Source organism: Olavius algarvensis spirochete endosymbiont (genome assembly GCA_900608495.1).
Taxonomy (GTDB): domain Bacteria; phylum Spirochaetota; class Spirochaetia; order DSM-2461; family DSM-2461; genus UBA2779.
On sequence record UWYT01000239.1, the window covers coordinates 24,338 to 50,180 of the forward strand.

The following is a 25,843-nucleotide window of genomic DNA, read 5'->3' on the forward strand; positions in this document are numbered from 1 at the left end:
AGCTTGTTTTTTTGGAGTTTTTACTTTATTGTGTCTAGCCAATTGGCTCATATGCCGATCTCGCAGTTACAAAACAAACATTTCGAGGCCCACTTTGGAGAAACGCAGAGTTGTCCGCTATCACCTGGAAGAATTTGTCCGGTTAGAAGGTGAGAAGGAAAAAATCCCCGCAACCATGGTGGATCTCAGTCGCAGCGGCATGCGTGTCATCATCAACAAACCAATTGATTTCAACAAGGTTAAGCGCATTTCGGTAAAACTCCCGGGTATCGGTGGAGAGGGTATCCCCTGCCAGATTAGACGCAATGTCAAAGGTGTGGGAGGTTGGGAATTCGGGCTCGAATTCTCCGGTGAAACAAATGCTCAGGTACTTCTGGTGAATCGCTGGATCGACAGCCTGGAGAAACATACAAACCAAAGTGAACCGATATCGCTTCAATCTCGACGTGCACCTAGAATGCGCTGCACCATTACGGATATCGAATGCACAAATAGAGACTTAGTTATTTACTCGGCGCAAAACATATCCACCAGGGGGGTGTTAATTCAGGGCAGTGGCGAACTGAAGAGTGGAGACATGCTCTCTTTGGAAATGAATCTGCCCGTATTCTCCTGTCCAATATCGATTGAAACACGCGTCGTCTATCTAATAGACAGCGGACCGGAAAATCCATTTCAAGCTGGATTATCCATTGTGAGAATTAACGCGACAAGTCAAGATAAACTTCAACAATTCGTAAGCGATACTTCACACAATCTTGCCATACTCGAGTATCACAAACAAATGATTAAGGATGAATCATCCGAGAGATTTCAAATAAGCGGAACTCAAGCGATAACTATGTTTCACAAGCTGCGAAATGAGGCCAGCACTGTCAATCTTCTCGATGAAGAGAACCTGTGCATTATTGAAACACACATTGAGGAATTCGAAGGCATTAATTTCAAAGTAGCTTCTCCGGAAACTGTATCCAATCCGACATTTTTCTCTTTCACTCGAGATGGCGCATCCTATTTCTTCTCAGCCAAGCGCAAGTCCTGGAACGGTGGATATGGAGAATTTCAAATTCCAGTTCGCGTCTACCGCGGCGAAAAACGCGCGGAAAAACGAAAAACCAGCAGCGACAGAATCAAACTGAGAATTCCCTCCATCAGTGAACCAGTACCCGTGCAGATTTTGAATTCAAGCCGAAAAGGCATGCAGGTGGAAGTATATTCGGAATCCTTACCTGCTATGATTCCGGTGATTGGGGGAACATTGGAAATCGCGGTAGGAGAAGAAACAATACCAGGTGAAATTCGACACATAGTGGAACACCTGGGTAACACGGAAAATCAAATAGTTTATAGAGTGGGTTTGGAAACCGGCATCAGACGCAAAACCGCAAATGCAATCACATACAGCCCAGACAATTGGATTGAAACCTGGCACGGACCGTCAAGACCTCTAAGGAATAAAAGATTGCTTCAATCCGAACGCGTTTCGTATAAGGATTATCAAGGACGGGAAATAGTTGGTTTGCTGCATGTTAACAATCCGAAATTGCCTGCCATTGTCATAATAATTCCTCCCGCCTTTGCCAGAAAAAAGGAATCATTTGCAACCCTGGCCCTTACTCTTCTCACTAATTTTGCCGCTGTCGGCGAAAATATCGCAGTACTAAGATATGATGGCACAAATCGCCCCGGCGAAAGTGCCAATTCCAATCCCGATGTCCGACCAGGTAATGAAATGGTTGGTTATCGAATCAATCAATCATATACCGATTTGGAAACCACCATGAATTGGGTTCATAACAACGGGAAAGTCCAAGTGGATAAAACCGCCCTAATAACCTTTGATATGGCCGCACTTGAAGCGAGACGCCTTCAGACATCACTTGAGAACCCACAGGCCGATCATTGGATTTCGGTTATGGGTGTTGCCTCCGCTCAAAACGCTTTGAAGAATATGCTCTGTGGCTTGGATGCAATAGCCAACCATCGAATGGGCATACCTGTCGGTACAATGAATCTGTGTGGACAGCAAATCGATATGGACAGGATGATTGCCGATATAATACATCTGGGTTATACCACGACTTCTGATGCACGAGAAGCCATGGCTCAAATCGAATCACCAATAACATGGATATATGGAACCCACGACAAATGGACTGATCCGGAAGAAATACGAGATATTATGAGTGTTGCATCTCCCGGTGAACGCGAACTAATCGAAATTCCGAGCACGCACAATTTACGCGCCAGCGACGATGGCATTGCAAGCTTCCAAATAATATCTGACGCAATTCTTCGTCAATTGGCAGGTTCCTCAGGCCCTGCGGTTATGCCGGATAATTCCGAACTCACTGAACTTATAGCCAGGGAGCGGGAGAGCGTTATTGGAGAAAAAAATCTAGATATTCCAGGCTTCTGGAAGTCTTACATGCTCGGCGACCGTATCGACGGGGGATACGACAACTATGGCGAACTCGCTGAGTTTCAAGAATTTGCGCAACTGGAACTCGCCTTGCTTAAACCCATGGTGGGCGAATCCATCGCAGATATGGGCTGTGGCACGGGTTTGATAACTCAGGCCATATTGTTCGATCTAGGAACCAGCATTACAACTCTAGCTGGAACCAAATTAATCGGTATCGATCTAATACCAGAGCTGCTAACAAAAGCCAACGAAAAATATAACAGACTGAGCAAGAAAAACCCGAAATTGAAAGAAGTCGAAATTACATGGAAATCCCTCAATCTCGAACCCTTTCCTCTAGCGGGAATCCGAGATGTACTAAACCAGCCTGGTGCAAAATTTATTGAACAGCTTAGAGGGAAGGTGCAAGGCGTTAGCTGCGAGTGCTTTGATAAATTTCGCGAACTCGATAGAGAACTCATGTCCGAGATTCTGGAAGGAAAAACAATTAATGCCTCCATCAGGCAAATTATCGAGAAGAGCATTGGGCCAAAAGAGTTGCCTCTACTCGAAGATATCAACCTTGGAGCCAGGTTCATAGTAGGTAATCTTACCCAAAAAGATCTAAAAATCAGTCTCGGCAAGGGCACAGAAGCCTTAAACGCTCAGCAACTGCAAAACCTCAGAAGCTCAGATCTTGCCCTGCAGAAATTAGATTTCGGTTCCTGGACGCGCGATGGGAAACTTCCTCTGGAAGATGACAGTTTCGACGCAATATACGGAAGCCTACTCCTTCCCTACCTCTTCGCGCCCGCCGAAGCGGTAAAAGAATTCACCCGTATGCTGAAACCGGGCGGGCGTATTCTACTTTCCACAATGAAACCAGATTTCGACATCCTCAGCATCTTCAGCAGCCATGCTAAGTCTTCAAACGGGAATTTTCACGAAAAAAACTTAGAAAAGGTACACAGTATGTTAGGCGAAGCGGCAAAACTTCTTTCGCTTGAAGAAGATGGCTGGTTCCGATTCCTCAGCGAAGAAGAACTTAGGAACATGATGGTAAAAGCCGGATTGGCCAAAATCCAGATTGTTCAAGGTCTTGGCGCACCGCCACAGGCGATAATTGCAACAGGAAAAAAGGAATTAACCTCCATCACTACGCCTAAAGCAAGCAGAGACTTCCCTTAGCACCATCACCCAATTTCCAGCTATTATAAACGACAAATGAAATTCTTACTTGGTTTTCTCGAATACGAAAATTTGGAGTTATCTCCAGCCAATCTGGAATATCTCGATTCACCGGAAAAAGATAAACTTAACCAATTTACCAATAGGCTTCTCAAGCGTCAGTTCCTGGGTGGAAGAATACTGGCCAAATCCCTGCTGTCCACGCAACTCAACATCGAAATTCGCAATGTCAGAATTGAAATTCATCCAAGTGGGCGCCCGATCAGCACAGCAACTTTCAGCCTTTCCCATTCAAGCGGGCTTACCGCATGCATCACCGGAGAGGAGTTTCTCGGCTTGGATTTAGAACGTCGGTCTCAGAGAAAACACTATATGTCGATTGCTAAAGACTTTTTTCACGAACAGGAACTGGCCCAAATAGAATTCGAAAACAAATCCCTGCAACTCTTTTACGAGTATTGGACCATAAAGGAGGCCTACATAAAGGCCAACAATATGTCCGTCTGGAACCTCAAGATGGTGCCCTCTGCCAAGTTGAGCAACAAGCCCGGTCCCAAAATAACTCAAGGCAATTTGAATGTCGTCACTAGTGATTACAATCACTCACCAATAGAAGCAATATCCTACATGCTGTCCAATGAGTACTTTCTCGCAATAGCATCCTCACCAGCTCCCCGCGAAATCGTAATCAACCCAGACTTCCCCCTCCCAGAGAGATTCAACCTCAATGAGGCTAAACACTACATTTTCGACCTCCTTCAACCCCTTAGCGATGTCAAAGGCTCAAAAACAAGTACGCAATCTCCACCGAACGCTTGACAGGCCACTCAGCTCAATCGATGCAATACCTTTACCAGACTGGATTTATTTTCACCGATATATACCTTGAGCTGCTCAAACGACTCTTTCAATTCGGAATCAGCACCCGCCAGCTCAATCACTCCTTCAATTCGTCTATACCACAGATAATGCTTTTTCACAGAACCAGCTAAAGGCGATTGGCTAAGTTTAAAATTCAACTCGTTATCCAACTCAATATGATTCCCGCTCCCCGCAATAAATCGAATCTCGCCCTCACCACCTATCACTAACACCAAACGACGAAAACCCACCGCCATCGCATCATCCGATCTAAACCCCTTCAGTTGAACATCCAACCACCCCAACTTCAGTTCCCAACCCTCTACCCTTCTTTCACGACGGAAATTAACAATCTCCTTGCGAATTCGCTTTACATTATCTCCAACGTTCTTGAATCGCAGCAAATTTGAACGCCACAGTTTAAGCTGGCTTTCATACTTTCCCAGCAATCCAGCACGGGAAACGAAGCGATCAGTATCCGACAACAATACCCACACATCCGCAAATCTCTCCCCCATTCGGGTCCGAAAACGATCAAACATTTAATTATCCCAAAAATATCCACTATAACTATAATGGATGAAGGGAACCTATGTCTCACTCACCCGTACTAGTGGTTGCCGATATTCACGGCAATTTAGAAGCGCTTGAAGCAGTATTGGACAATACCCTGGGAAGCTTCGAGGAAATCTGGGTACTCGGCGACATAGCCGGGTATGGCCCCGATCCGAACCTTTGCCTGGAACTCCTCCGCAAGTATAACGCCTTAATGATAGGCGGCAATCACGATTTCGCCGCCTGCGGAAAACTCAGCATCGATAACTTCAATTTCGAGGCAAAAAAAGCAATACAGATTCATCAATCCATTCTGTCCGAAGAGGCAAAAAGCTTCCTTCAAAACCTGCCGAAAGTAATAGTAAGGCGTTCAATAACATTAACCCACGGCAGCCTGGAAAACCCGATTTGGGGCTATATACTGGACAATGTCTCAGCCACACAAATCTTAACGGCCACACAGACTCCCCTCACCCTAACCGGCCACACACACATCCCCGCTCTATGGGCCCTTACCCCGGGAACAGGCGCGCAACTGCTGAGAATCGAGTATAACAAAGAGTTCAACTATTCGAGCACTTTCCACTTAGCCAATCCAGGAAGCGTCGGACAGTCAAGAGACGGCATACCCACCGCCCGCTACATAATACTCCAACCCGAATTAAAAACAATCCTCTTCGGAAGCTGTTCGTGGAATCGCGAAGTGACAAGAAAAAAAATGCTGAAAGGTGGCTACCCAAAATCCCTGATTAACCGAATGGTTCCACAATAGCAATTGTTCCAAACTTTTCACCTCCAAAAGACGTCGCTTCACTTGCAAAAACATCCGCTCCCAGCTACTATTTAGCCTATAAGAATCTAAAATTTGGAGGAAATCTATGAATAAGAGAATTCGCATTATACTTGCAGCGGGCTTATTACTGGTAGCCTTACCGTTCGCGCTCATAGCAAACGGCGGCGGAGAAGTACCACTTAAAGGTTCCGGAGAAATAATTGTTCTCCATACGAACGATTTTCACGGTCATCCCATTAAATTTTTTCATTACCCATCTCCCGACGTAGGCGGCTTACCGGCCATAGCAACCCTCGTTGAAGACATACGTGATGAACACCCAAACGTACTGTTACTGGATGCTGGCGATTTGAATACCGGCCGCCCCGAGTCCAACTTCTTCGATACCACACCGGACATAATCGGATACAACTACATAGGATATGATGCCTTGACGCTGGGCAACCACGAATTCGATAAACCTCTAGCGATTCTGGAAAAACAGCAGAGGTTGGCTAATTTCCCCTTTATTTCCGCCAATATCAGCTATGCCGACGGAACACCGGTTGTAGAACCTTACATCATCAAAACCTTTGACGACATTCGTGTTGGAATTTTTGGCCTAACCACAGCCGAAACCCCCACCGTCACCTCACCGAACATAACCGGCAGTCTCTTGTTTGAAGATGAAGTTGAAGCGGCAAAGCGCATCGTTGCCGAGTTGGAACCAAAAGTCGACATAATAATCGCCGTAGGGCACCTTGGTCTTTACGATGACAATACCCTTGGTTCCCGCAGGGTAGTCTCAATGGTGGACGGCATCGATTTATTCATCGATGGTCACAGTCACACAAATTTAAGCGAGGCCGTCTGGGTAAATGAAACTCCAATAGTGCAGGCCTGGCAGTGGGGACTGCATGTAGGCAAGGCAACGATAACAGTTGACAATGGCAAGCTTAGCGCCTTTGATTGGGAAGCACTTCCCGTAAACCTCAAAGAGGTAAGCGAAGATGCCGATGGAAACAATATCTACACATACATCGGCGAGGAATATACCGAAGATCCCTATCTACTAGCCGCGCTTATCCCCTATAAAAACCAAGTGGAAGTAGAACTCGGAGAAATAATTGGCAATTCAACCGCATTCTTTAACCAAAGTGAAGTTCGAATAACCGAGACGGCGCTGGGAAATCTGGTATCCGATGCCATGCTTTGGGAAACCGAAAGACTGGAGGTGGACTTCGCCATACAGAACGGCGGTGGAATTCGCGCAGATCTGCCCGAGGGATCGATCAAGAAAAAACTTATTTACGAGATACTTCCCTTTGACAACACAGTGATAACCGTGGAGATGACAGGCGTCGAAGTGCAGGAAATGTTCGATTTCTTTCCCACTATCCCCAGAGGCAAGGGTGGATTTCCGCAGGTTTCAAAAGGCGTGGAATTTACCGTGGATTTCACCTCCGGCGAAACCCGCGACATCAGCATCAATGGCGAGCCAATCGATCCAGGCAGGACATACAAAGTGGCCACTAATTCATTCCTGGCCACTGGAGGCGACAAGTATGTCATGATGACTAATGGTTACCAATATGACACCTCTAGATTCCAGCGAGATACATTAATCGATTACATACAACATTTGGGTGGCTCAATAACGCCAAAAGTTGAGGGGCGCATCACCGTAATAGAATAAAAAAAACCATGGGGTGGCTTCCGCCACCCCATCATGTCAAAACGATGCAAGCAGTCTGAACAACAGCGAAACGAAACCCTTCTTATCCAAATCAACGGCCACTTTCACATTTGCCCTATTCCCAGTTATGCCGTCCACATCCGTAATAGTCTTACCCCGCGTCAACCCACCACTAATCTCCACGTCAATATGGTATTCCTTGTAAGTTGCCAAGCCCTCGTCAATAACGCAGGCCATCGCAAAAGGATCGTGCAGTGCGATTTCAGCAATCCCCTTGCCGCGATAAAAGTCGGCATATTTCGCTAGCATTCTATGGCAGAACTTCGGGATTTCCCCTCCCATATTCCAAAGTTCAGCCATTTGTATCTCTCCAATAGAAGCTCTATTGGTAACATCAAGAGGATACATCATAATCGGAACACCCGAATTAAAAACAACAGCCGCGGCGTGAGGATCGGCAAAAATATTGAATTCCGCCGCGGGGGTGACATTCCCAGGCCCCACAGCCCCACCCATCAGAAAAATGCTTCTGATGCTCCTCGCCAATTCTGGAAAGGCCAACAAGATTCCGGCAATATTCGTAAGTGGACCGATGGCAATAATATCCAGGTTGTTTTTGTTGAGTTCTATCATCTCCCGAATGAAGTCAATCGCCAACCGGGTATCCTCACCAAAATCAGGCTCGGGCAGCCTCACGCCCCCCACCCCATTTACGCCATGAACACGAGTTTCTTCCCTCCGGGTGTGAATTAAAGGTTTTGCCGCGCCTCTGCACACCGGAATTCTCTTACCACAAAGGCTCACCAAAGAAAGCGCATTGACGCTCACCTGCGCCACATTGACATTCCCCGCAACAGTAGTTATGCCAAGAACTTCAAGCTCATCAGATGCCAGGGCCATGAAAATTGCCAGCGCATCATCAATGCCAGGATCGCAATCGATAATAATTTTTCGTTTATCAACCACTCGGCGTACCATCACAATTATCCGAAATCGCGTTCCATATCACTCTAGTCCAGCGTTTCCAAAGTCGTCACAAGCAAGTCTACAAGTACCTCTCTATCTAAATCCAATAGAACTTCGACATTGGCATCAGGATCCGGAAAATCAACCAGGCTCACTACAGTCGTTCCATTCGAATAAACACCCTCGCACTCAACCTGTACACGCCCTCTTTTTCCCTGAAAAATCTCCGGAGCCGTCAAGACGGCCACTGCGCAAAGATCGTGAAGCGGCGCTCCGAGGAAACCAGCCCTCTCATGCACCTTCCAGAAATAATCAAGCAATCCGGCAACTAACAAGGCGCTTCGACTGCCAATAGAACGAATTCGCTCAATATCCGAAGTGGTTACAAGTGCTCTATGAGTAAGTTCAAGAGGGCTCATAATAATCGGCAACCCCGAAGAAAACACTACATGCGCCGCTTCAGGATCCACTAAGATATTGAATTCGGCTGATGGACTCCAGTTACCGCCACTAAGCGATCCACCCATCAGGCTAATTCGCTCTATTCTTGACTTTAAATCAGGACGCAGCAAGAGCAAAAGGCCAACATTGGTGAGGGCGGCGGTAGCCACTATAGTCAGCGGTTTCTCGCTCTCCTCCAGAACCTTAACCATCATAGAAAATGCCGGCTGTTCTACCGCAGATATATGCACATCCGGCAACACCGGCCCATCTAATCCACTTTCACCATGCACCGACTCCGCCGTGATTAAATCCCTGAAGAGTGGTTTTGACGCCCCCCTGGCCACCGGCGCCTTCATTTTCAAGAAGCTAATAATTCTCTGCGCGTTGAGGGTGGTTTTTTCAACTGTCTGATTCCCGGCTACTGTGCTAACCAGCCTAATATCAATTTCCTTTCTTGCATGAGCAAAAAACAAGGCGACAGCATCATCGTGCCCGGGATCACAATCCACAATTACAGGAATTCGATTAGAGCTCACAAAACCTCTTTTTTGCTCTCAGCCTTAATACGCATCCTATGCATCCTCTTAGTTTTCTGAGTTGTATAGATGACAAGCCCCACAACCGTGGCAACATACGGCAGCATGCTAACAAACTCATATGGAATTTTGAGCAATTGCAGCGAATTGGAAAGAGCGTCAAAAAAACCAAAAAGCAAGGACGACAGCATTGAACCGAGCGGCGTAGCCCCCCCCATGGATTCAGCCGCCAGGGCAATGAATCCCCTGCCTGCCGTCATATCCCTGCTAAACCAGGAAATATATCCCATAGTCATATAAGCCCCGCCGAAACCAGCCATAACTCCGCTGATTATCAGTGCTATGAATCTTGTCTTGACAACACTGATTCCAACCGAATCGACAGCGTGTTCATTCTCTCCTACCGCCCTAATCCTGAGCCCAAGCGGAGTTCTATACAGAAGGAACCAAACTAAAAAAACCGAAATGAAGGCGAAATAGGTAAGAATATTGTGGCCGGATAAAATTGGTCCCAATATCGGAATGCTCTTAAGAATTGGGATATCAATTTTGGGCAGCAACTTGGAAGCCAATGATGAAGAAATTCCCTTATCGCCTGTTAGCAAGAATAACACAAACACCGTGCCGCCCGATGCGATGAGATTTATCGCAATTCCGGCCAGAATAACATCGGTTTTGAGTTTCAGAGAAACATATCCCAAACCGAATGCCACCAGGCCCCCAAAGAACAACGCCATAAAGAGTCCAAAAAAAGCACTCCCACTGATTGCCGAGAAAATCACTCCAGCCAGGGCGGAGATTAGCATTATCCCCTCAAGCGCAATGTTGATTACACCAGCTTTATCCGAGATTAGCGCACCAAGCGCAGCGAAAAGAATGGGAGTGGAAACCCGAAGCACGGAAAAGGCAAAAAGCGGATTCAAGACGATTTCGAAAACAGCATTCATGATATCGCCTCGCGAACTATCATCTTATGTCTCTGTTTTGAAAGAAAACTTGAAGCTGAAATCAGTATTATAATCATTCCCTGAATAATCGCCACAAACTCGTTAGGCATATCGGTGGACCGCGACATAATATCCGAACCAATTTTCATATATGCCAGAAATAAAGCGGCTAGGGGCACGTAAAAAGGGTTGTTGTGAGCAAGGATAGCCACAATAATTCCCGTCCAACCATAACCCGGCAGAGTTTGCCATTCAAAACGTCTATACATTCCCAATAGCTCAATGGAACCACCCATACCAGCAAGAAATCCACCCAGCACCTGACTCATCACAATGGTCCAAGTCGTATTTATTCCCGAATAACGAGCGAACTCAATATTCGTACCAAGGACACGTATCCTATATCCCCAACGAGTTCTATATGTAAACACACCCATCACAAGAACCGTGAAAACCGCTATGAATAGTCCTGTGTGGATTCTGGTTTTAGGAATAATTTTTACTAGCTTCGAGGAGTTGGCAAATGGAAAGGAAACCATCGCCCCCGCAGTTACATCACGCAGCAGATAGTTGATTAGATACAAACCCAGGAAAAAGGCGATGTAATTGAACATCAAGGAGGAAACCAGTTCTGAGCTACCCCATTTAACCTTCAAAGCGCCTGGAATTCCGCAAAAAACGGATCCGATAATCCCTCCCCAAACAATCGCCACCGCAGGGTGCAAAACTGGAGGTAAATTCCAATTCACCGCAATAAACGCCGCGCCGATAGCGCCAAAGAAAAAGGCTCCCTCGGCTCCCAAGTTGAACTGCGAAGCGGTAAACATCACAGTAGTCGCCAAGCCTGTAAAAAGCAGAGGCACAACCATTTCCACCAGGTTCCCGAAGTGCCGAAGACTATCCAGGGGGCCTGTGAGGAAAAGCTTTATTGCCAAACCAGGCATATCGCTCACCAAAACAATGATAAGCAGTGATAGCAGAACAGCGGTAATAATCACTACACCGGTGCGATAAAACTCGAAGCGCCACTGTGCCTTAGTCATGCAGGGCCCTCCCAATCTCATCCACATCTTGAGATTTCAAGCCCAGCATGTATTGCCCCAATTTTTCTTCATTGAAGTTGGAAACATCCTCGATGAACGCATTTATTTTGCCGCCATACATTACAAGAAAACTGTCGGAGAGCTCCATCACCTCGTTCAAATCGGCCGATACCAGAAGCACCGCCGCGCCTCTATCACGCAACTCCACCAGACGTTTCCTGATAAACTCAGTTGCGCCAACATCGATACCCCGAGTGGGCTGATTGGCCACAATCAGTTTGGGATTATCCGAGAATTCTCGCGCAACAATCACCTTCTGTATATTCCCTCCCGACATACACCTTACTTCCTGCTCCGTCGAAGTACAAAGAATCTGATACTCCTTCACCAATTCCGTCGAGACATCTCGGATAGTGCTCATATGCATCAGGAAAAATCGCCGATTAAATTCTCGACGGTTATGCTTGTAGGATAGTAGATTCATCCTAACACTCAGAGTTGGGGCGCAACCATAACTCATACGATCCTCAGGAATATGAGAGCATCCTAAATCACGAATCTCCTTAATGCTCAGTTGTTTTATATCCTCCCCGTCAATTAAGATGCTGCCCAATCCATAACTCCCAAAACCGGTTATGGCTTCTACCAATTCTCGCTGCCCATTACCCTCAACACCTGCCACCCCCAAAATTTCACCACGCCGCAAAGAAAAGGAGATGTCGTCTACAACTCTCTTGTTAAAACTATTGACAACAGTGAGCCTGTTAACTTTCAATACAGACTCTTTGGGTTGAGCCACATCTTTCTCCACCCGCAGTATCACATCGCGGCCCACCATAATCCGGGAAATATCCTCTTCGGTTACATCCTCCACATTGAACACTCCTTGACTTTTCCCCGCACGCATCACCGTAACGCGATTGCAAAGAGCCTTTACCTCAGCCAGCTTGTGAGAGATGAATATGATCGTATTTCCTTCATCTCTTAACTGCCTGAGTTCGTTAAAAAGTTCCACCATCTCCTGAGGAGTCAGAACGGCGGTCGGTTCATCTAGAATCAGTATTTTTGCGCCCCGGTACAGTGCCTTCAGAATTTCAACTTTTTGCTTAAGACCCACAGGCAAATCGCGAACAAGCATGTCAGGCTCCACCTTGAGATTGTACTTCTTCGAAAGTTCCTGAGTAATATGGATTCCTCTGGATTTATCGAAAATAAACCCCCGACGTGGTTCCAGGCCAAGCACCAGATTTTCCGACACGGTCAGCGATGGCACCAGCATAAAATGCTGATGCACCATCCCTATGCCCTGAGCAATAGCAGCATGGGGACTATCGATCTTGATTTCCTTGCCGTTGAAAAAAATCTTCCCCACATCTGCCTGATTCAAACCAAAAAGAATCTGCATCAAGGTGGTTTTGCCTGCTCCGTTCTCTCCCACCAGGCCATGAATTTCACCTGTCCTAACGGAAAAGTTCACACCCTTGTTGGCCACTATCCCGTTAGGATACACCTTGGTGATATCCTCCATACTGAGGACGGCATCGCTTGTCATTCTTAGCTATGGACTTATCGAATAACGCAGTTCGTTTATCGCTTCCGAGTCCATGCCGAAAGCCGAGCTCACTTCAATTTCCCCGCTTCGAATCTTCTCTTCAATTTCATCAACCAGCTCACGTATTTCCTCTGGCACAATGGCCATATAGAATTCATTTTTCGCAATTCCAACTCCTTCCTCGTCAAATCCCAGTATCTCCGAACTGCCATATGGTGCCTTGCCCTCCATATGCATATCTATCGCTCTAAGAAGCGACTTATCCACATGCTTTAAAACACTGGTAGCTATCAGATCCGCGGTAGCTTTGTCTGTTTGTACAAAAAACTCAGCCTGATCGGAATCTACACCAATGGCATAGCGATGCATGTCCTTGGCGGCATCAAGCTGACCCAAGCCCGCCTGGCCCGCAACATTGAAACCGATATCCACTCCTTGGCTGTACTGTGCCAGGGCCATCTCCTTACCTTTAGCAGTATCATCAAACGAACCAATATAAGACACAGCTATCTTTATATCGGGATCGACATAGCGAGCTCCTTCCACATAACCCACCAAAAAATCATTGATAACCGGGATATCCATCCCACCTAGAAAACCGATAAGTTTATCAGGATTTGTAAGTGGCAAATTCGATTTTGTAAGCGCCGTCGCCAAGGCTCCTGCCACAAATGAAGCCTCGTTTTGACTGTAAAGAATTGAGTAAACATTTCCCAAATCGAGTGAATAGTCTACCTCCGTATCGTAGATAATGAACCTTTTATCAGGATTATCTCTCGCCACCTCTTCCAGCATCTCTGTCATCTGCCAAGTCCCCACAATAATAATATCCCAATCCTGATCTGCGATATCCAGAAGAGTCGGCTCCCAGTTTGGCTGATCGTAAGACATCTCAATTGTCTTGGTTAACACCGCAGAGTCGTACTTAGCTTCAATCAAATCCATGCCGGCTGCGGATGAATCAAAGAATGATTTATCTCCCCGAGTACCATTAATCAAATTTACAATCTTCAAAACCCCATCATCGTCCGTTCCTGCTTCTGTCTTCCCCCGACAACCAGCAAAAAACATTGCTACAGATGCCAAAATGAAAATGGGAATTGCATAAAACCTATTCATATACACTCCTTTTGAATAAAAATTTCGGATAATGGTAAATTACAAAGGGTTTTTATTAAAGACATCTTAACAGCAGACAGTACTGGTAGCAGATGACAGAGTTATCAGCCATATGATAATCTGGATTTTGAGTGTTGCATGCTCTGTAAATCCCTGTTTTCCTCATATAGGAGTCATTTATGAACCTGAACACGAGTTCCATCAACGACGATGAGACTGTAAGTAGCGTTAGAAAGGCCATTGAACACCGGGCTACATGGATGGGCCTCATGTGTCTCGAAGCCGAGAAACATGGTGCAGACTGGGAAAGTATAGCCAGAAAGGCGGTAAGCCAAACCGGCATGCTGCATGGTAAAGCCATCTTTGAAGCTATGGCGGAGAAAACCGACATGCCGGAATTTAGCAAGGCATTCCTGTCTGAATTAAATAAAAAACTTTTTGAAATGGAAGTTACTGAGCTTAGTGCAAATAAGCTCGAAATTGAATTTAATTACTGTCCCCTCGTTAGTGCCTGGCGAAAGCTGGGCATCGATGAGGAAAGAATCAAGGTGCTTTGTGATATTGCTATGGATGGCGATCGGGAGATTGCCAGGCAAGTAGGTTTTGATTTTGCCCTCGGTGGAACCATTGCCAAAGGCAACAGCTGCTGCGAGGTTCTTTTTCGCAAACCCCCGGCATAACATTCGAATTCTGACACAATCGTGATCGGCTGGATACTTGAAAAGGATGAAGATGACACAACACCAAGTTGATTCCAGGGAAAGACGAGTGGTCGTAACTGGCCTAGGAACTGTAAATCCCATTGGAAATACCGTGCAGGAATACTGGACGAATTTAAAGCTGGGACACTCTGGCATTCGTATGATTAGAAATATCGAGCTTCATGATTACCATATTCGATTCGGCGGCGAAGTGGACTATCCTGAGAATATTCGAGAGTATTTTGAACAGCCTAAGATGATTAAACGACTTGACCGGTATATCGTTATGGCCCATATTGCAGGAATTCAGGCACTTAGAGATTCTAAACTTGAGAGCGGAGATTTGAGTGAGCGTTGCGGCGCCATTATCGGTTCCGGCGCGGGTGGCGTTCTTGCCCACCAAAACGCCACCAACCTGATTCATGAGAATAGGATGAATGAGATTTCGCCCTTTTACATCGTCAGTTGTATTCCAAGCACTGGAACTGCCTTTTTCGCAAAAGAAGCAGGCATAAGGGGGCCCTGTTTTTCAATATGCTCGGCCTGCTCCACCGGCAATCATGCATTTGGTCAGGCCTATTCATTTATAAAAACAGGGATTGCGGATATTATGTTTGCCGGGGGTTCGGAATCGGCGGTAAACGAAATGGGGCTAGCCGCTTTTGGGAATATCCTGGCCCTGTCGGGTAGAAACGAAAACCCGGAAAAGGCGAGTCGTCCCTTCGATGCAGATAGAGACGGCTTTGTTCTTGGGGAGGGCGCAGGTGTGCTCTGTCTAGAGGAACTTGAACATGCCGAACGAAGGAAGGCCCATATATATGCCGAGATTGCGGGGTTTGGATTCACCAGCGATGCTCACGATTTAGTTGCTCCACATCCGGAAGCAGAAGGTGCGGTTCGCGCAATAAAGGCTGCAATGGATATGGCTGGGCTTGAGGCAGCGGATATCGATTTAATCAACGCGCATGGCACCGCTACACCTGTTGGAGATAAAACTGAAGGCATAGCCATAAATAACGCATTGAACGAACGCGGAAGCCAGGTTCCAGTTCACAGCACGAAGTCTATGACTGGTCACTTGCTTGGCGGAGCGAGTGCAATAGAAGCAATCGCCGCTATTATGGCATTCGAAGAAAATATAATTCATCCAACCGCCAACCACGATCGCTTAGACCCAGAAATCAATTTGAACGTTATTACAACTCCAACTGATGCATCTTCGGTTAATCACATTCTTTCGAACGCATTCGGCTTTGGAGGTTTGAACGCAGTGTTGATTCTAAAACGATATCAGGGCATGCTATAGAAAGGCTACCTCCAGCAGAGCCGTCGTTGCAACCTCGCCGCGAAGCGTCACCTGACCGAGAATCTTTCCTAAATATTCATCATGCTCAATAAGCTTCGCTAAAATCACCATATCGTCACCGGGACGCAGCTCCATCCTGAAAAAAGCGCCACAAACCCGTGTAGCACGAACATCCGGCAGCTTTGCATCTTCGTTTATCAAGTGGGTGTTTTCCCCAACAAAATGGTGTAAGCAAAGACCCAGCTGCCCAATCGTTTCAACCTGAAGGCTACCAGGAAACACCGGATAGTCCGGGAAGTGCCCTTTGAAGAGCGGTAAATCAGGAATGAGGTGTTTTCGGCCTGCCAGGGTTGCATTCTCTAAATCGAGTGCGAACAGACTATCTAAGAACAGAAACGGATCGCGATGGGGAATAAGTCTCTCTATGTCAAACCTTGTATACTCAAACTGGAAGGGAAGAGCATCCGGTTTTGCCAGCACCTTCCTCCGATACAGCCTAAGCAGAGCCGATTCATTCACCGTTACCTGAAACCCTTAATTATTACATCTTCTATTATCGAAAGGGTTTCGTCCATTTCATTCCTGCTCAACTGGGAGGATATCGAAATACGAAATCGTCTGGAATAAGCGGGAACAGCCGGGAAATCCACCGGCTGCAGAAACAAACCTCTTTTCTGCATCGATTCGGCATAACCCATGAGTTTTTCGCCTGAATGTCCGATAATAATCGGTATCACTTGAGACTCGCTCTCGCCGAGATTGAGCCCCATGCCCTTCAATCCATTTCTCATATAATTGACATTTGCCCACAAGGTATCTCTGAGGGAGGAATCTCTAGTAGCCACATCCAAGGCCTTCATCAACCCCCCAATGACAGCAGGCGAGGGGGCGCATGAGAAGTTCCAGGGCGATGAATACCCCTTGAGATATCGTATCAGGGGCTTATTAGAGCAGACAAAGCCGCCTACACCGCCAAAGGACTTACTGAGAGTTCCAAAGGATATTCCGATGCGATCCTCTACTCCAAAATGCTCAGCCACTCCTCGTCCGTTCTCTCCGAATATCAGCGTGGAGTGGGCCTCATCGATATACGAACCAGCCCTGTAGATTTCACAGAGCTCAAGTATTTCCGTCAGCCTGGGAAGATCCCCGTCCATTGAATAGACTCCCTCAACAACTACCAAGGTTCTCTTGCCTTTGGCTTTCTCAAGCATCAGCTCCAGATTTTTCATATCGTTATGCGTGAAAAAAAGCATTTTGGCGCCTGAGAGATTTCCCCCGTCAATCAGGCTCTTATGGCATTTTTCATCCAGGATGAGATAGTCGCCCTTACGCATTATCCCCTGAATCGCGCCAACGTTAGCTCCCAAACCACTTGAATAAAGAATGCAGTCCTCTTTCAGCTTAAATTCAGCAAGCCGCCGAGCAAATTCAGTGTGAATATCAAAAGTCCCTGAAAGCAGCGGCGCACCTGAAGATCCCAACCCATATTTGTCCAAAGCGGCTTTTGTCGCCGCGATAACTTCCGGATGTGTTGATAGTCCCAGATAGTTATATGAAGTAAGATTGATTACCTTCCGTACTTTGCCATCCAGTTTGCTGCGAATTCGTGTCGATACTCTGGGCGCTTCCAGAATTTCCTGCTCAAAGAAACTGAAGCTCTTCCGGACGTCCGAATGGTTTATCCACTTCTCAAAATCAAGAGGCGTTCCAAGCACATCGGGATTATCGTTATAAAAGAAATCAGCCAAACTGAAATTTAGAATATTATTGGCCACATCCAATACTATGTATCGATGTATTCCATGAACTTATCAGCCAAACCATCGATATCCTGAATTTCGGCCAATTCGGCGCGAGGCACTTTGATATTGAGTTCCCTCATCGAGCAGGAAACCACCTCAATCATATCCAAACTATTCGCACCATAATCTTTCATTGATTTCTGCGGATCGATATTATCCACGTTCATATCATCTAAGTTATCTGCAATAATTCTCTTCATTACTTCGATCACTTCAAATCTAGTCATTTTATTCCTCATAATATGCTTACAAATCGCTTTCCTGGATTTCCCTGTTTCTCATATTAATATAATCCGTCATAACGTTGTCAACGAACGGAAGACCCAAATCAGCCTCTATAATCTGTCCATTCATTGCATCCAGCAACCCACTGCAGAGAGCCAGCACCACCTTACCACAATCCTCGGTACTAAGCAAATCAGACTCATCCACACCCCTGGAATCCTTGAGCCACCTAAAGTATTCATCACCGAATATTGCACTGAACGAGGCAGTTTTCACCATACCAAATCGCACAGAATTCACCCGACAATCTTCCTGATATAAATGAACCGCTAAATAGCGAGTAAAGAACTCCAGCAGTGCCTTCGATGCCGCCACATAGTCATAACCACGATAGTAGTGATCCGGACCGTTGGACGAAATTCCGACTACATATCTGGGATACCTGCCAAAACCTTCCTTTATACGCTTTGTATAGTCGATTATCGGCCATGAACTGTAATCAAAGGTTTTGTACAATGATTTCTTACGGTAATCATCCAGAGTTTCAGCCTTGAGAGCAAAACCCACATTGCTAACGAAGATATCGATACCGTTAACCAAATCTTTCAAGCTGTTCATCAAGGAAACCGTATCTTCCTCACGCGAGACGTCGGCCTCAAATAGCATTGGTTTGGGGGCATCGCAACGCTCAAAGAATTCCAATACTTCCCCTTCCTTCGAAGAGCCCCATTTGAAAGTCAAGACTGTTTGGGCCCCCGCAGCACCCAGGTTGAGGGCGCTGGCTAAACCTATCCCTCCAGTTCCACCGGTAATCAGGGCTGTTTTGCCGGATAAGTCAATCATTTTCATCACAATGCCTATTTAACATAGGCGTCCCTTATATTTTTCAAAGTTTCAGGATAATTGAAGCTTATCCGATGCATCATATCTTCCTGCATACGCGCTTCAACTAATAGTTTTTTCTTCCTTGCGCTCAAAGCATATTTTAGAAGCCGAACTGACTTCGGATTTTTTTCGGCAATCTGTCGAGCAATGTCTTTAGCAACCGGGAGAACTCTGATTTTCGTCACTATGTGGTTGATATTCGTTCCCATCCGTTCCAATTCGCTCACCCTGAAACGCTTAGCCGAAAACATCATCTCCGAGGCGACATAGGGTCCAACCAGTTCAGAAAGCAATGTAGTCATGCCCATTCCCGGCGTGAATCCCATAGACATGAAAACCGCTCCAAAACGGCTTTCGCGGGCGGCAACGACAATATCACAGCAAGTGGCCATAGCCAGTCCGCCCCCCATTGCATGTCCTTCAACCGCTGCGATTACCGGAAATTCAAGGTTTATAAGGCGTTCAGAGATAGCAATATCCCTTACTACAGCCTTGCCCCTCGTGAGCGCTATCAATGTATCTTCATCGGCTCCCGCGCAAAACACATCGTATAAGCCCTGCAACACCATCACTCTTACAGAATCCTTGAACGACTCCAATTCGTTCATAATATCGAGAAAATCCTCTACGAAATTCCTGGAAAAAGTGTTTTTGTTGTGTTCATCGCGCATCTTGATCCAGGCGATTCCATCGTCTTCTATTCGAAGTTTGATTATCCCGCTCATACTTTCTCTTCTTCCCCAGACTCGGTCAATGCCCTGGTAGGCTTGAAGCTCTTAAACCAAACTGGGGCATCACCCTGTAAAAAGTTATGAATGGAGTTCCGAATCTGTGAATTAGATGCTATCTGCACAAGTTTCCCAACCGCGATTTTCCCACGCTCTGCCAATGGTAAATCCTGGATATCAGCAACGAAGGCTTTGTACTGTGATGTTGCAAGGGGTGAAATACGTGACAATCTCCTTCCTATCCTTCTAACGGCTCTTTCCATTTCTATCTTCGGATGCACCTCCTCAACCAAACCCAGAATCAGCGCATCGTTCGCCTTAACAGCTGCAGCAGTCTGAATCAAATAAGCGGCCCGCTTGGGAGAAATGCGACAGGTAAGAAGATATGGTATCACATTGGCTGGTATCAAACCCCAATAAGCCTCACTCAATTCAAAAACTACTTCTTCGGATGCAATCACAATATCGCAGGCCGAAGCCAAACCCACTCCACCGGCCTTAACCGAACCTTCCAAAACCGCAAGAGTGGTTTTTGGGCAGTTATTCAACGCCAGGAGCAACGCCGCATAGGATGTAATTTCCCTTTCCAAAGCCTCCCTGTCCGGATTGGCAAGATAAGCTTCCAAATCCATTCCATGACAAAAATGTGCACCACGAGAGCGTAAAATTATGAAGCGGACATCCGGATTATCAACATGAGCCTCAACGGCATCCATTAAGGAATCGATCAAGCCGGGTGTCAATCGGTTTCCTCCATCGCCATCGCCCATCACTATAATCCCCGCCCCGGATACGATAAAGGTTTCCAATGCTGCAGGTGCTAACTCCACGCATAAGTCCTAACATAGTTTTCCACCTTCTCCAAGGTGAGTAGCTCCCTGCCCCTGTAGGCGGATTCCCACAGACCCCCAGGAAAACTGCGGTCAGGGTTGAAATCAGGCAATTCCACAACCTGACTTCGATGAAGTTCGATTTTCTCATACTCTTCCACCGAGGCATTCATTCGAGCATTGAGACTACTTTGAATATCCATTTTTTTCATCTCAGCCCGGGCTCCATCACATAATCTGGCACTCCAGAATTCGCCTATAGCGCCTGAACCGTAAGCATAGAAACCTATTCTATCCCCGGTTCCAAGTTTCGAATCACCGGAAAGCAGAGCCGCTATACCCACAAAATTGCTCGAACCATAGGTGGAACCCAGACGGCGCGAGAATTGCAGGGTTGGAACAACCCTCCTCTCAAAGTCTTCAATCACCTCGGATTTTCTTCGTGGTGCATTTATATTGCACAGCGTGCGATGTGCTTGAAAGGCAATGCCCGGAAATGGTGTATGATAGCAAAGCCATCGGTGATCCCCATCAAAATCAGTCCCTCCCTCGGCTCTGCTCACATAGTCTCCCCAGGCGCCCTCCAGAGCATCCATATAGGCGTAGAGACTCACCTCATTATTCCCCACTTCCGCCCTCGCACTGGGTCGAAACGTATCATAGATATCTGTTGTCCACGTACCCTTCCTCCTGGGCTCAAATTCCAACAACCTCGGAGTATCGCTTAGCAGCACCGCCGCAGCGGTTCCACCCAATACAAATTCTTCCTTGGTTCTCAAATGCTCCCGTGAAAAATCGGACGAAATAACAAGCGCCTTACGGCCATCGCCAAATCCGGAGGCCAGCCAGTTCACGGCGGCATCCATCGCTGCAATGCCGCTATAGCAGGCGTGTTTTGTCTCGTAGTTCCTGATATTAGGTGGCAAACCAAGCGCGCCGGTGATGTTCGTGCTAATCGGCTTGCCAAAGTCAACCGAACTCTCAGTGCCAACAATCAGAATACCAATGCTCTTGGGATCGATATTCTCTACTATCGGTTTGGCCGCATTTGCCCCCATGGTTACCACGTCTTCCCATAACGGATTAAGCGACCGCGTATCGATCAAAAAATCCTTAACAACTTTTTGGGGATCTTTTCCTCTAGCCTCAGCCAGTTTTCCCTGATCCAGGGCCATGCTGCAGCCATATATGTTCAGGTTTTCGATTCCAATTTTCATCATCGTTCCTTGAGCTTTACGGCACATAGGTGAGTCCACCTGTCACTTTTATTGTTTCACCATTGATGAATCCAGCTTTTTCCGTTGTAAGATAGTGTACCGCATCCGCTATTTCATCCGCCTCGCCAATTCTTCCTATCGGACAGTATTCCAGCCAAACAGATTTAAGCTTTTCCGAGAGCTGACTATTTGTCAATTCGGTTTCCACAAGGCCGACAGTTATCACATTGCAGGTGATGCCTTTGAGACCGTATTCGCGAGCCACGGTCTTTGAAAGAGCCACCAGTCCGCCCTTACTTGCGGCATAACCTGCCTGTCCGCTGGCTCCATCTTCCGCCAGCGACGAGATATTTATGATACGTCCAAACCTATTTCCAACCATATGCATTATAAACTGCCTGATGAGATAGAAAGGCCCCGAGAGATTGGTGCGAATCACTTCATCCCATTGCTCATCTGCCATAAAAGCAATCACATTGTTACAATTAGTGGCTGCATTATTAACAAGAACTTCAATATTGCCGAACGATTCCAATATACTGTTGGAGACCCTTTCCACCTGCTCCGCATATCCCTGATCCATAAGATGCGCTTCAATCTGAAGATTGGAATTAGATTTCCAAGCCAATCTCAGCGTTTCATTCGCCGCCTCCTGGTTGCCAGAATAGGTGAAGGCGCAATTATAACCCTCTCTCACCAGCTTCAGCACTATGGCACGGCCAATTCCCCGCGATCCGCCAGTTACAAGTGCATTCACCTTGCAACCTCGTATCGCTTTATTAACGAACAGCAGTTGATTCCGCCAAAACCAAAGGAATTCTTTAACATCAATTCAATCTGAAAGACACGTGGCTCGAGTACCACATCCAGATCAATTTCCGGATCCAGCCTCCGGATATTGATTGTAGGGTGTAATTCACCGTATTTCATCTGTAAGAGACCTCCAACTGTTTCCACGAGAGGAGAAGCCCAACAAGTATGGCCAAGCATCGATTTCGGAGCATTTATTCTCAAACTTCCAGCATCCTTACCGAACACATTTTTTATCGCCCTAATCTCCTGCAAATCACCCGCGGGGGTGCCAGTCGCATGGCAGTTCACATAGCTCACCTCGCCAGGCTCCACATCACTTTGCCTTAAAAGTTCAAGCATCACTCTTTCCTGATCTTCCACGCCGGGCATGGGAAGATGATTCGCATTGGCACCGGCACTAACACCTAGCACCTCACCATAAATATGTATACCCCTTTCAAGAGCGCTATCCAAGCTCTCCAAAATAAGCGTAGCCGCACCGTGAGAGTACAAAAAACCGCACCTATCGACATCAAAAGGTCGGGAAGCTTCCTCTGGCCTATTCTGATACTCCGGTTTGATTACCACCGCATTAATAATCGTAGATGCCAGGATATCGGCAGGCGAAACATCAAAGGGGGGGCCACAAACCACCGAACGCGTGCAATCACCGCTCATGATATCTCGAAAACCATCGCGAAGGGCTAAATTCCCACTTGCGCAAGCCCCTCCTAACACGAAACTTGGCCCCTTCAATTCAAGCACTTCTGCAATAATGCCAGGTATATTCGAATCAATAGCCTCAACTCCGGCCATGGCATCTATATACTCCGGTTCATCCTGGTACTGCTTGATCAGCTCAAAAATATAGTTTGAATTGAGATTATGGCCGGCCACCAACACACTGGTTTGATAAGGATCGCCATCACCAATCGTCAAACCCGCATCCAACCAGGCATCCAAAGCTGTCAGCATTCCAATCCGCGCTGAAAAAGTTGTGCGTCGAAAAAGCTTCCTTATAGCCTTATGACGATCGACACCCAAAGCGTCCTTGAAGCGCGCCAGGACAGAAATGGCATCATAATTCCCCATATCGCCGCCAATCTTACATTCTACCTTCGAAAGATCAATCGAAGTCCATCTTCTCATACCAGATTTTCCAGATATCAAATTTTTATAAAACCCTTCAAGCGTGTCACCAAGTGGATTCACTGTCCCCATGCCGGTTATTACAACCCGTCTGCTCATGTATATTCCTAATCAGTTAGCTTGTTAATCGATTCAAGAGTACCTGCAGCCACACATTTCAAACCATTCCGCAGTGATTTCCACAGCCCGCTTAACACAGTTCCCGGACCGGTTTCAAGAACACGTTCAGGAAACAATTCCATGATGCCTCGCTCCGAAGCAACCCATTGAACCGGTGAAATCAACTGCTCAAGGCAATACTTCTTCGCATCTTCCCCGCTCCTCAGCGACTTCCCAGTAACGTTGACAAAAACCGAAATAGTGGGATCGGAAAATCGAGTATTCGCTATATGCTCGGAGAATTCCTCCCTCGCCGCAGCCATCAACGGAGAATGGAAAGGGCCAGATACCTTCAAATGCACAATCTTAATAGCCCCCGCCTCATTTAGTTTAATCTCAGCAACTGACATGGCCTTGTCAGTACCCGCAAGTACCACCTGGATCGGACTGCTATGGTTGGCAACATAGACAGACTCAATGTCCGCAATGGCGGCCTCAACGCTATCAAGCTCCAAGCCGATCACCGCCATCATGCCCGCTGAGCCTTCAGAAGAATCCAAAGCGCGACTAGCCCTTTCCATTATCTCACCTCGCAGCTGCACCAACGAGAACAAATCGCCTCGTGTGATAACTCCCGACTGGTAAAGCGCCGAGTATTCTCCCAAACTGAAGCCGGCACAGATATCCGGAACAATTCCACGCTCCGAAAGAACCTGTGACGATGCCAAATTCACCAAGGTGACAGCAATCTGAGTATTATCCGTGGATTTCAACTCCTCCTCGGAGCCCTCAAAAAGAAGCTTTGCAAAATCCTTGCCGCTATTATTCGACGCTTCTTCAAAAAGCAGTCTCACTTCCGTGCTGTGTTCGTAAAGATTGCGTCCCATACCAGGATACTGGGCGCCTTGTCCGGGGAAAAGATAACAAGTCATATTTCCTCACCTTTTTGTTGGTCTCGAACACATACCTTCATCAATGGACACTCCACGCTCAATTCTCGCAATCATCCATCACATCCCTGCCCTCGCCTTAGAAATTGGCTAGTTCCAGGGGGTAATCCCTTAACGACAGGTTTTTCAAATCAGCCCTGCCTAGCGCGGGTTGCTTCAGAAGTGCTTCGGGTTTCTCTACTAAATCTTTTAGGAGCATTATAGCCCGTCCACTATATATACCGTCACAGATTCTGTCATCAAAAGTATATACAACCTTTACAACATCTCTCTGCCTCATTTTTCCACTTGAATCGGGCCGCCACTCCCGTCTAACAATTCCCAGCGAAACGAAAAGACCGCAGGTGCCGAAATCATAGAGATGATGATATGGCGCCTCCACGCCCACACTGCCAACGTTTGTGATACAAACAGAACCATGAAATGGCGAGCCTCTCATCAGGAATTGAGGCATCATATTCCACGAATCAAATTTCCTAAGCAACCAAAACAAAAATCGAATAACGAAGCGCGGAAATTTCAATAAGAGCACATTTAGATCTTCACTATTGTTTCCTATACCTCTAGTTGCCTCCCTCAGGCGTTCCTTAAATGTATCAGCTACATCCCTAAGAGCTGTAAATGGCGAATAATCTCCCAAAATCCATATCTCATCCCCATCTTCGGTTAGTCGTTTTTTCGCAATGAAATTGATACCGATGTAATTACGCTGCCACATTCGGTAACCGATGGTAAAGCGGTTTAATTTCGGCTTAAGCGCAATTATTCGCACAAGCGCAGTAATGAAAAGCTGAAAAAAAGTAACCTTGTCTTTGTTTTCCGTCGCCTGCTGCCTGTTAAACTTACGCAGAAAGGACAGAGTATCAGTTATATCGATTTCCTGCTCTGAAAAAATAGTTCCGCCAACACGCGACGGCATTATAAAGGGTGCAACTCTGGTATGTGGCGGAATATTTCCAAGATAAGTGCCATCAGAACGCTTCTTGAACATTCAAGCAAAATACACTGAAAAAGAATTACTTGGAAGACAACGGTCGAATCCGGCAATGAAATTCAAACACACCGTACTTCCA

24 protein-coding genes are annotated in these 25,843 nt (G+C 46.5%); 6 read left to right on the plus strand and 18 right to left on the minus strand.

Going from position 1 to position 25,843, the window contains the following annotated elements; translation table 11 throughout:
- Positions 1 to 94: 94 nt before the first annotated feature.
- Both S1OALGB6SA_RS06915 and S1OALGB6SA_RS06920 read left to right on the plus strand, forming a co-directional pair.
- A complete protein-coding gene (locus S1OALGB6SA_RS06915; RefSeq protein ID WP_195910351.1) occupies positions 95 to 3,592 on the plus strand; it encodes a PilZ domain-containing protein in 3,498 nt (1,165 codons plus the stop codon).
- Between the two features lie 36 nt (positions 3,593 to 3,628).
- Positions 3,629 to 4,411, plus strand: a complete 783-nt coding sequence (locus S1OALGB6SA_RS06920; RefSeq protein WP_124032975.1) for a 4'-phosphopantetheinyl transferase family protein — start codon at positions 3,629 to 3,631, stop codon at positions 4,409 to 4,411.
- A gap of 8 nt (positions 4,412 to 4,419) precedes the next feature.
- On the opposite strand, the gene S1OALGB6SA_RS06925 is transcribed toward S1OALGB6SA_RS06920, so the two are convergent.
- On the minus strand, positions 4,420 to 4,995 hold the full coding sequence (locus S1OALGB6SA_RS06925; RefSeq protein WP_124032976.1) for a hypothetical protein: 576 nt from the start codon (positions 4,993 to 4,995) through the stop codon (positions 4,420 to 4,422).
- 50 nt (positions 4,996 to 5,045) lie between these two features.
- On the opposite strand from S1OALGB6SA_RS06925, the gene S1OALGB6SA_RS06930 reads away from it, so the two are divergent.
- Positions 5,046 to 5,780, plus strand: a complete 735-nt coding sequence (locus tag S1OALGB6SA_RS06930) for a metallophosphoesterase family protein (protein ID WP_124032977.1) — start codon at positions 5,046 to 5,048, stop codon at positions 5,778 to 5,780.
- Positions 5,781 to 5,886: 106 nt separating this feature from the next.
- Positions 5,887 to 7,476, plus strand: coding sequence for a 5'-nucleotidase C-terminal domain-containing protein (locus tag S1OALGB6SA_RS06935; protein ID WP_124032978.1), 1,590 nt, complete (start codon positions 5,887 to 5,889; stop codon positions 7,474 to 7,476).
- 36 nt (positions 7,477 to 7,512) lie between these two features.
- Here S1OALGB6SA_RS06935 and S1OALGB6SA_RS06940 read toward each other — a convergent pair whose 3' ends face one another.
- From S1OALGB6SA_RS06940 to S1OALGB6SA_RS06965, 6 genes are read right to left on the minus strand one after another with little or no spacing between them, the layout of a single operon-like run.
- Positions 7,513 to 8,454 (minus strand): nucleoside hydrolase, encoded by a 942-nt coding sequence (locus S1OALGB6SA_RS06940; protein ID WP_124032979.1) that lies wholly within the window; start codon positions 8,452 to 8,454, stop codon positions 7,513 to 7,515.
- Positions 8,455 to 8,486: 32 nt separating this feature from the next.
- Positions 8,487 to 9,422 (minus strand): nucleoside hydrolase, encoded by a 936-nt coding sequence (locus S1OALGB6SA_RS06945; protein ID WP_200881570.1) that lies wholly within the window; start codon positions 9,420 to 9,422, stop codon positions 8,487 to 8,489.
- Entirely contained in the window at positions 9,419 to 10,369 is a 951-nt protein-coding gene (locus S1OALGB6SA_RS06950) for an ABC transporter permease (protein WP_037560835.1), read from the minus strand. Before S1OALGB6SA_RS06950 ends, S1OALGB6SA_RS06945 begins: the two co-directional genes overlap by 4 nt.
- Complete coding sequence (locus S1OALGB6SA_RS06955; protein ID WP_124032980.1) at positions 10,366 to 11,412, minus strand: ABC transporter permease; 1,047 nt, start codon at positions 11,410 to 11,412, stop codon at positions 10,366 to 10,368. Before S1OALGB6SA_RS06955 ends, S1OALGB6SA_RS06950 begins: the two co-directional genes overlap by 4 nt.
- Positions 11,405 to 12,964 carry an ABC transporter ATP-binding protein gene (locus tag S1OALGB6SA_RS06960; protein WP_037560834.1) on the minus strand — a complete coding sequence of 520 codons (1,560 nt, stop codon included), beginning with the start codon at positions 12,962 to 12,964 and terminating at the stop codon, positions 11,405 to 11,407. Before S1OALGB6SA_RS06960 ends, S1OALGB6SA_RS06955 begins: the two co-directional genes overlap by 8 nt.
- Before the next feature lie 6 nt (positions 12,965 to 12,970).
- Positions 12,971 to 14,083 carry a BMP family ABC transporter substrate-binding protein gene (locus tag S1OALGB6SA_RS06965; protein ID WP_081949864.1) on the minus strand — a complete coding sequence of 371 codons (1,113 nt, stop codon included), beginning with the start codon at positions 14,081 to 14,083 and terminating at the stop codon, positions 12,971 to 12,973.
- A gap of 179 nt (positions 14,084 to 14,262) precedes the next feature.
- Here S1OALGB6SA_RS06965 and S1OALGB6SA_RS06970 point away from each other — a divergent pair, with 179 nt between their 5' ends.
- Positions 14,263 to 14,763 (plus strand): L-2-amino-thiazoline-4-carboxylic acid hydrolase, encoded by a 501-nt coding sequence (locus S1OALGB6SA_RS06970; protein WP_037560833.1) that lies wholly within the window; start codon positions 14,263 to 14,265, stop codon positions 14,761 to 14,763.
- Positions 14,764 to 14,815: 52 nt separating this feature from the next.
- The gene (locus tag S1OALGB6SA_RS06975; RefSeq protein WP_195910352.1) at positions 14,816 to 16,090 is read left to right on the plus strand and encodes a beta-ketoacyl-[acyl-carrier-protein] synthase family protein; all 1,275 of its coding nucleotides are present in this window, start codon (positions 14,816 to 14,818) and stop codon (positions 16,088 to 16,090) included.
- Here S1OALGB6SA_RS06975 and S1OALGB6SA_RS06980 read toward each other — a convergent pair.
- From S1OALGB6SA_RS06980 to S1OALGB6SA_RS07030, 11 genes are all read right to left on the minus strand, one after another.
- A complete protein-coding gene (locus S1OALGB6SA_RS06980; RefSeq protein ID WP_124032982.1) occupies positions 16,085 to 16,609 on the minus strand; it encodes a 3-hydroxyacyl-ACP dehydratase FabZ family protein in 525 nt (174 codons plus the stop codon). The genes S1OALGB6SA_RS06975 and S1OALGB6SA_RS06980 overlap by 6 nt on opposite strands.
- A 2-nt stretch (positions 16,610 to 16,611) precedes the next feature.
- On the minus strand, positions 16,612 to 17,868 hold the full coding sequence (locus S1OALGB6SA_RS06985) for an aminotransferase class I/II-fold pyridoxal phosphate-dependent enzyme (RefSeq protein ID WP_195910353.1): 1,257 nt from the start codon (positions 17,866 to 17,868) through the stop codon (positions 16,612 to 16,614).
- A gap of 8 nt (positions 17,869 to 17,876) precedes the next feature.
- Positions 17,877 to 18,122 carry a phosphopantetheine-binding protein gene (locus S1OALGB6SA_RS06990; RefSeq protein WP_037560832.1) on the minus strand — a complete coding sequence of 82 codons (246 nt, stop codon included), beginning with the start codon at positions 18,120 to 18,122 and terminating at the stop codon, positions 17,877 to 17,879.
- A 19-nt stretch (positions 18,123 to 18,141) separates the two neighbouring features.
- Positions 18,142 to 18,969 carry an SDR family oxidoreductase gene (locus S1OALGB6SA_RS06995; RefSeq protein ID WP_037560831.1) on the minus strand — a complete coding sequence of 276 codons (828 nt, stop codon included), beginning with the start codon at positions 18,967 to 18,969 and terminating at the stop codon, positions 18,142 to 18,144.
- An 8-nt stretch (positions 18,970 to 18,977) separates the two neighbouring features.
- Entirely contained in the window at positions 18,978 to 19,730 is a 753-nt protein-coding gene (locus S1OALGB6SA_RS07000; RefSeq protein WP_037560830.1) for a polyketide synthase, read from the minus strand.
- A complete protein-coding gene (locus S1OALGB6SA_RS07005) occupies positions 19,727 to 20,563 on the minus strand; it encodes an enoyl-CoA hydratase/isomerase family protein (RefSeq protein ID WP_037560829.1) in 837 nt (278 codons plus the stop codon). The genes S1OALGB6SA_RS07000 and S1OALGB6SA_RS07005 overlap by 4 nt, the downstream gene beginning before the upstream one ends.
- Entirely contained in the window at positions 20,554 to 21,807 is a 1,254-nt protein-coding gene (locus tag S1OALGB6SA_RS07010) for a hydroxymethylglutaryl-CoA synthase family protein (RefSeq protein ID WP_081949856.1), read from the minus strand. The genes S1OALGB6SA_RS07005 and S1OALGB6SA_RS07010 overlap by 10 nt, the downstream gene beginning before the upstream one ends.
- Positions 21,797 to 22,537, minus strand: a complete 741-nt coding sequence (locus S1OALGB6SA_RS07015; protein WP_037560827.1) for an SDR family oxidoreductase — start codon at positions 22,535 to 22,537, stop codon at positions 21,797 to 21,799. The genes S1OALGB6SA_RS07010 and S1OALGB6SA_RS07015 overlap by 11 nt, the downstream gene beginning before the upstream one ends.
- A complete protein-coding gene (locus S1OALGB6SA_RS07020) occupies positions 22,534 to 23,820 on the minus strand; it encodes a beta-ketoacyl-[acyl-carrier-protein] synthase family protein (protein WP_230204485.1) in 1,287 nt (428 codons plus the stop codon). Before S1OALGB6SA_RS07020 ends, S1OALGB6SA_RS07015 begins: the two co-directional genes overlap by 4 nt.
- Before the next feature lie 8 nt (positions 23,821 to 23,828).
- Positions 23,829 to 24,752 (minus strand): ACP S-malonyltransferase, encoded by a 924-nt coding sequence (locus S1OALGB6SA_RS07025; protein WP_124032985.1) that lies wholly within the window; start codon positions 24,750 to 24,752, stop codon positions 23,829 to 23,831.
- Positions 24,753 to 24,849: 97 nt separating this feature from the next.
- Positions 24,850 to 25,761, minus strand: a complete 912-nt coding sequence (locus S1OALGB6SA_RS07030) for a 2-oxo acid dehydrogenase subunit E2 (protein ID WP_124032986.1) — start codon at positions 25,759 to 25,761, stop codon at positions 24,850 to 24,852.
- Positions 25,762 to 25,843 lie beyond the last annotated feature (82 nt).

Bases quoted from the DNA above. Each gene is read 5' to 3' on its own strand.
- S1OALGB6SA_RS06995 (WP_037560831.1), bottom strand. From the start codon at position 18,969: ATGAAAATGATTGACTTATCCGGCAAAACAGCCCTGATTACCGGTGGA.
- S1OALGB6SA_RS06955 (WP_124032980.1), bottom strand. From the start codon at position 11,412: ATGACTAAGGCACAGTGGCGCTTCGAGTTTTATCGCACCGGTGTAGTG.
- S1OALGB6SA_RS06990 (WP_037560832.1), bottom strand. From the start codon at position 18,122: ATGACTAGATTTGAAGTGATCGAAGTAATGAAGAGAATTATTGCAGAT.
- S1OALGB6SA_RS07000 (WP_037560830.1), bottom strand. From the start codon at position 19,730: ATGAGCGGGATAATCAAACTTCGAATAGAAGACGATGGAATCGCCTGG.
- S1OALGB6SA_RS06920 (WP_124032975.1), top strand. From the start codon at position 3,629: ATGAAATTCTTACTTGGTTTTCTCGAATACGAAAATTTGGAGTTATCT.
- S1OALGB6SA_RS06960 (WP_037560834.1), bottom strand. From the start codon at position 12,964: ATGACAAGCGATGCCGTCCTCAGTATGGAGGATATCACCAAGGTGTAT.
- S1OALGB6SA_RS06975 (WP_195910352.1), top strand. From the start codon at position 14,816: ATGACACAACACCAAGTTGATTCCAGGGAAAGACGAGTGGTCGTAACT.
- S1OALGB6SA_RS06965 (WP_081949864.1), bottom strand. From the start codon at position 14,083: ATGAATAGGTTTTATGCAATTCCCATTTTCATTTTGGCATCTGTAGCA.
- S1OALGB6SA_RS07020 (WP_230204485.1), bottom strand. From the start codon at position 23,820: ATGAGCAGACGGGTTGTAATAACCGGCATGGGGACAGTGAATCCACTT.
- S1OALGB6SA_RS07030 (WP_124032986.1), bottom strand. From the start codon at position 25,761: ATGTTCAAGAAGCGTTCTGATGGCACTTATCTTGGAAATATTCCGCCA.
- S1OALGB6SA_RS07010 (WP_081949856.1), bottom strand. From the start codon at position 21,807: ATGTGCCGTAAAGCTCAAGGAACGATGATGAAAATTGGAATCGAAAAC.
- S1OALGB6SA_RS06925 (WP_124032976.1), bottom strand. From the start codon at position 4,995: ATGTTTGATCGTTTTCGGACCCGAATGGGGGAGAGATTTGCGGATGTG.
- S1OALGB6SA_RS06970 (WP_037560833.1), top strand. From the start codon at position 14,263: ATGAACCTGAACACGAGTTCCATCAACGACGATGAGACTGTAAGTAGC.
- S1OALGB6SA_RS06935 (WP_124032978.1), top strand. From the start codon at position 5,887: ATGAATAAGAGAATTCGCATTATACTTGCAGCGGGCTTATTACTGGTA.
- S1OALGB6SA_RS07025 (WP_124032985.1), bottom strand. From the start codon at position 24,752: ATGACTTGTTATCTTTTCCCCGGACAAGGCGCCCAGTATCCTGGTATG.
- S1OALGB6SA_RS06930 (WP_124032977.1), top strand. From the start codon at position 5,046: ATGTCTCACTCACCCGTACTAGTGGTTGCCGATATTCACGGCAATTTA.
- S1OALGB6SA_RS06940 (WP_124032979.1), bottom strand. From the start codon at position 8,454: ATGGTACGCCGAGTGGTTGATAAACGAAAAATTATTATCGATTGCGAT.
- S1OALGB6SA_RS06950 (WP_037560835.1), bottom strand. From the start codon at position 10,369: ATGAATGCTGTTTTCGAAATCGTCTTGAATCCGCTTTTTGCCTTTTCC.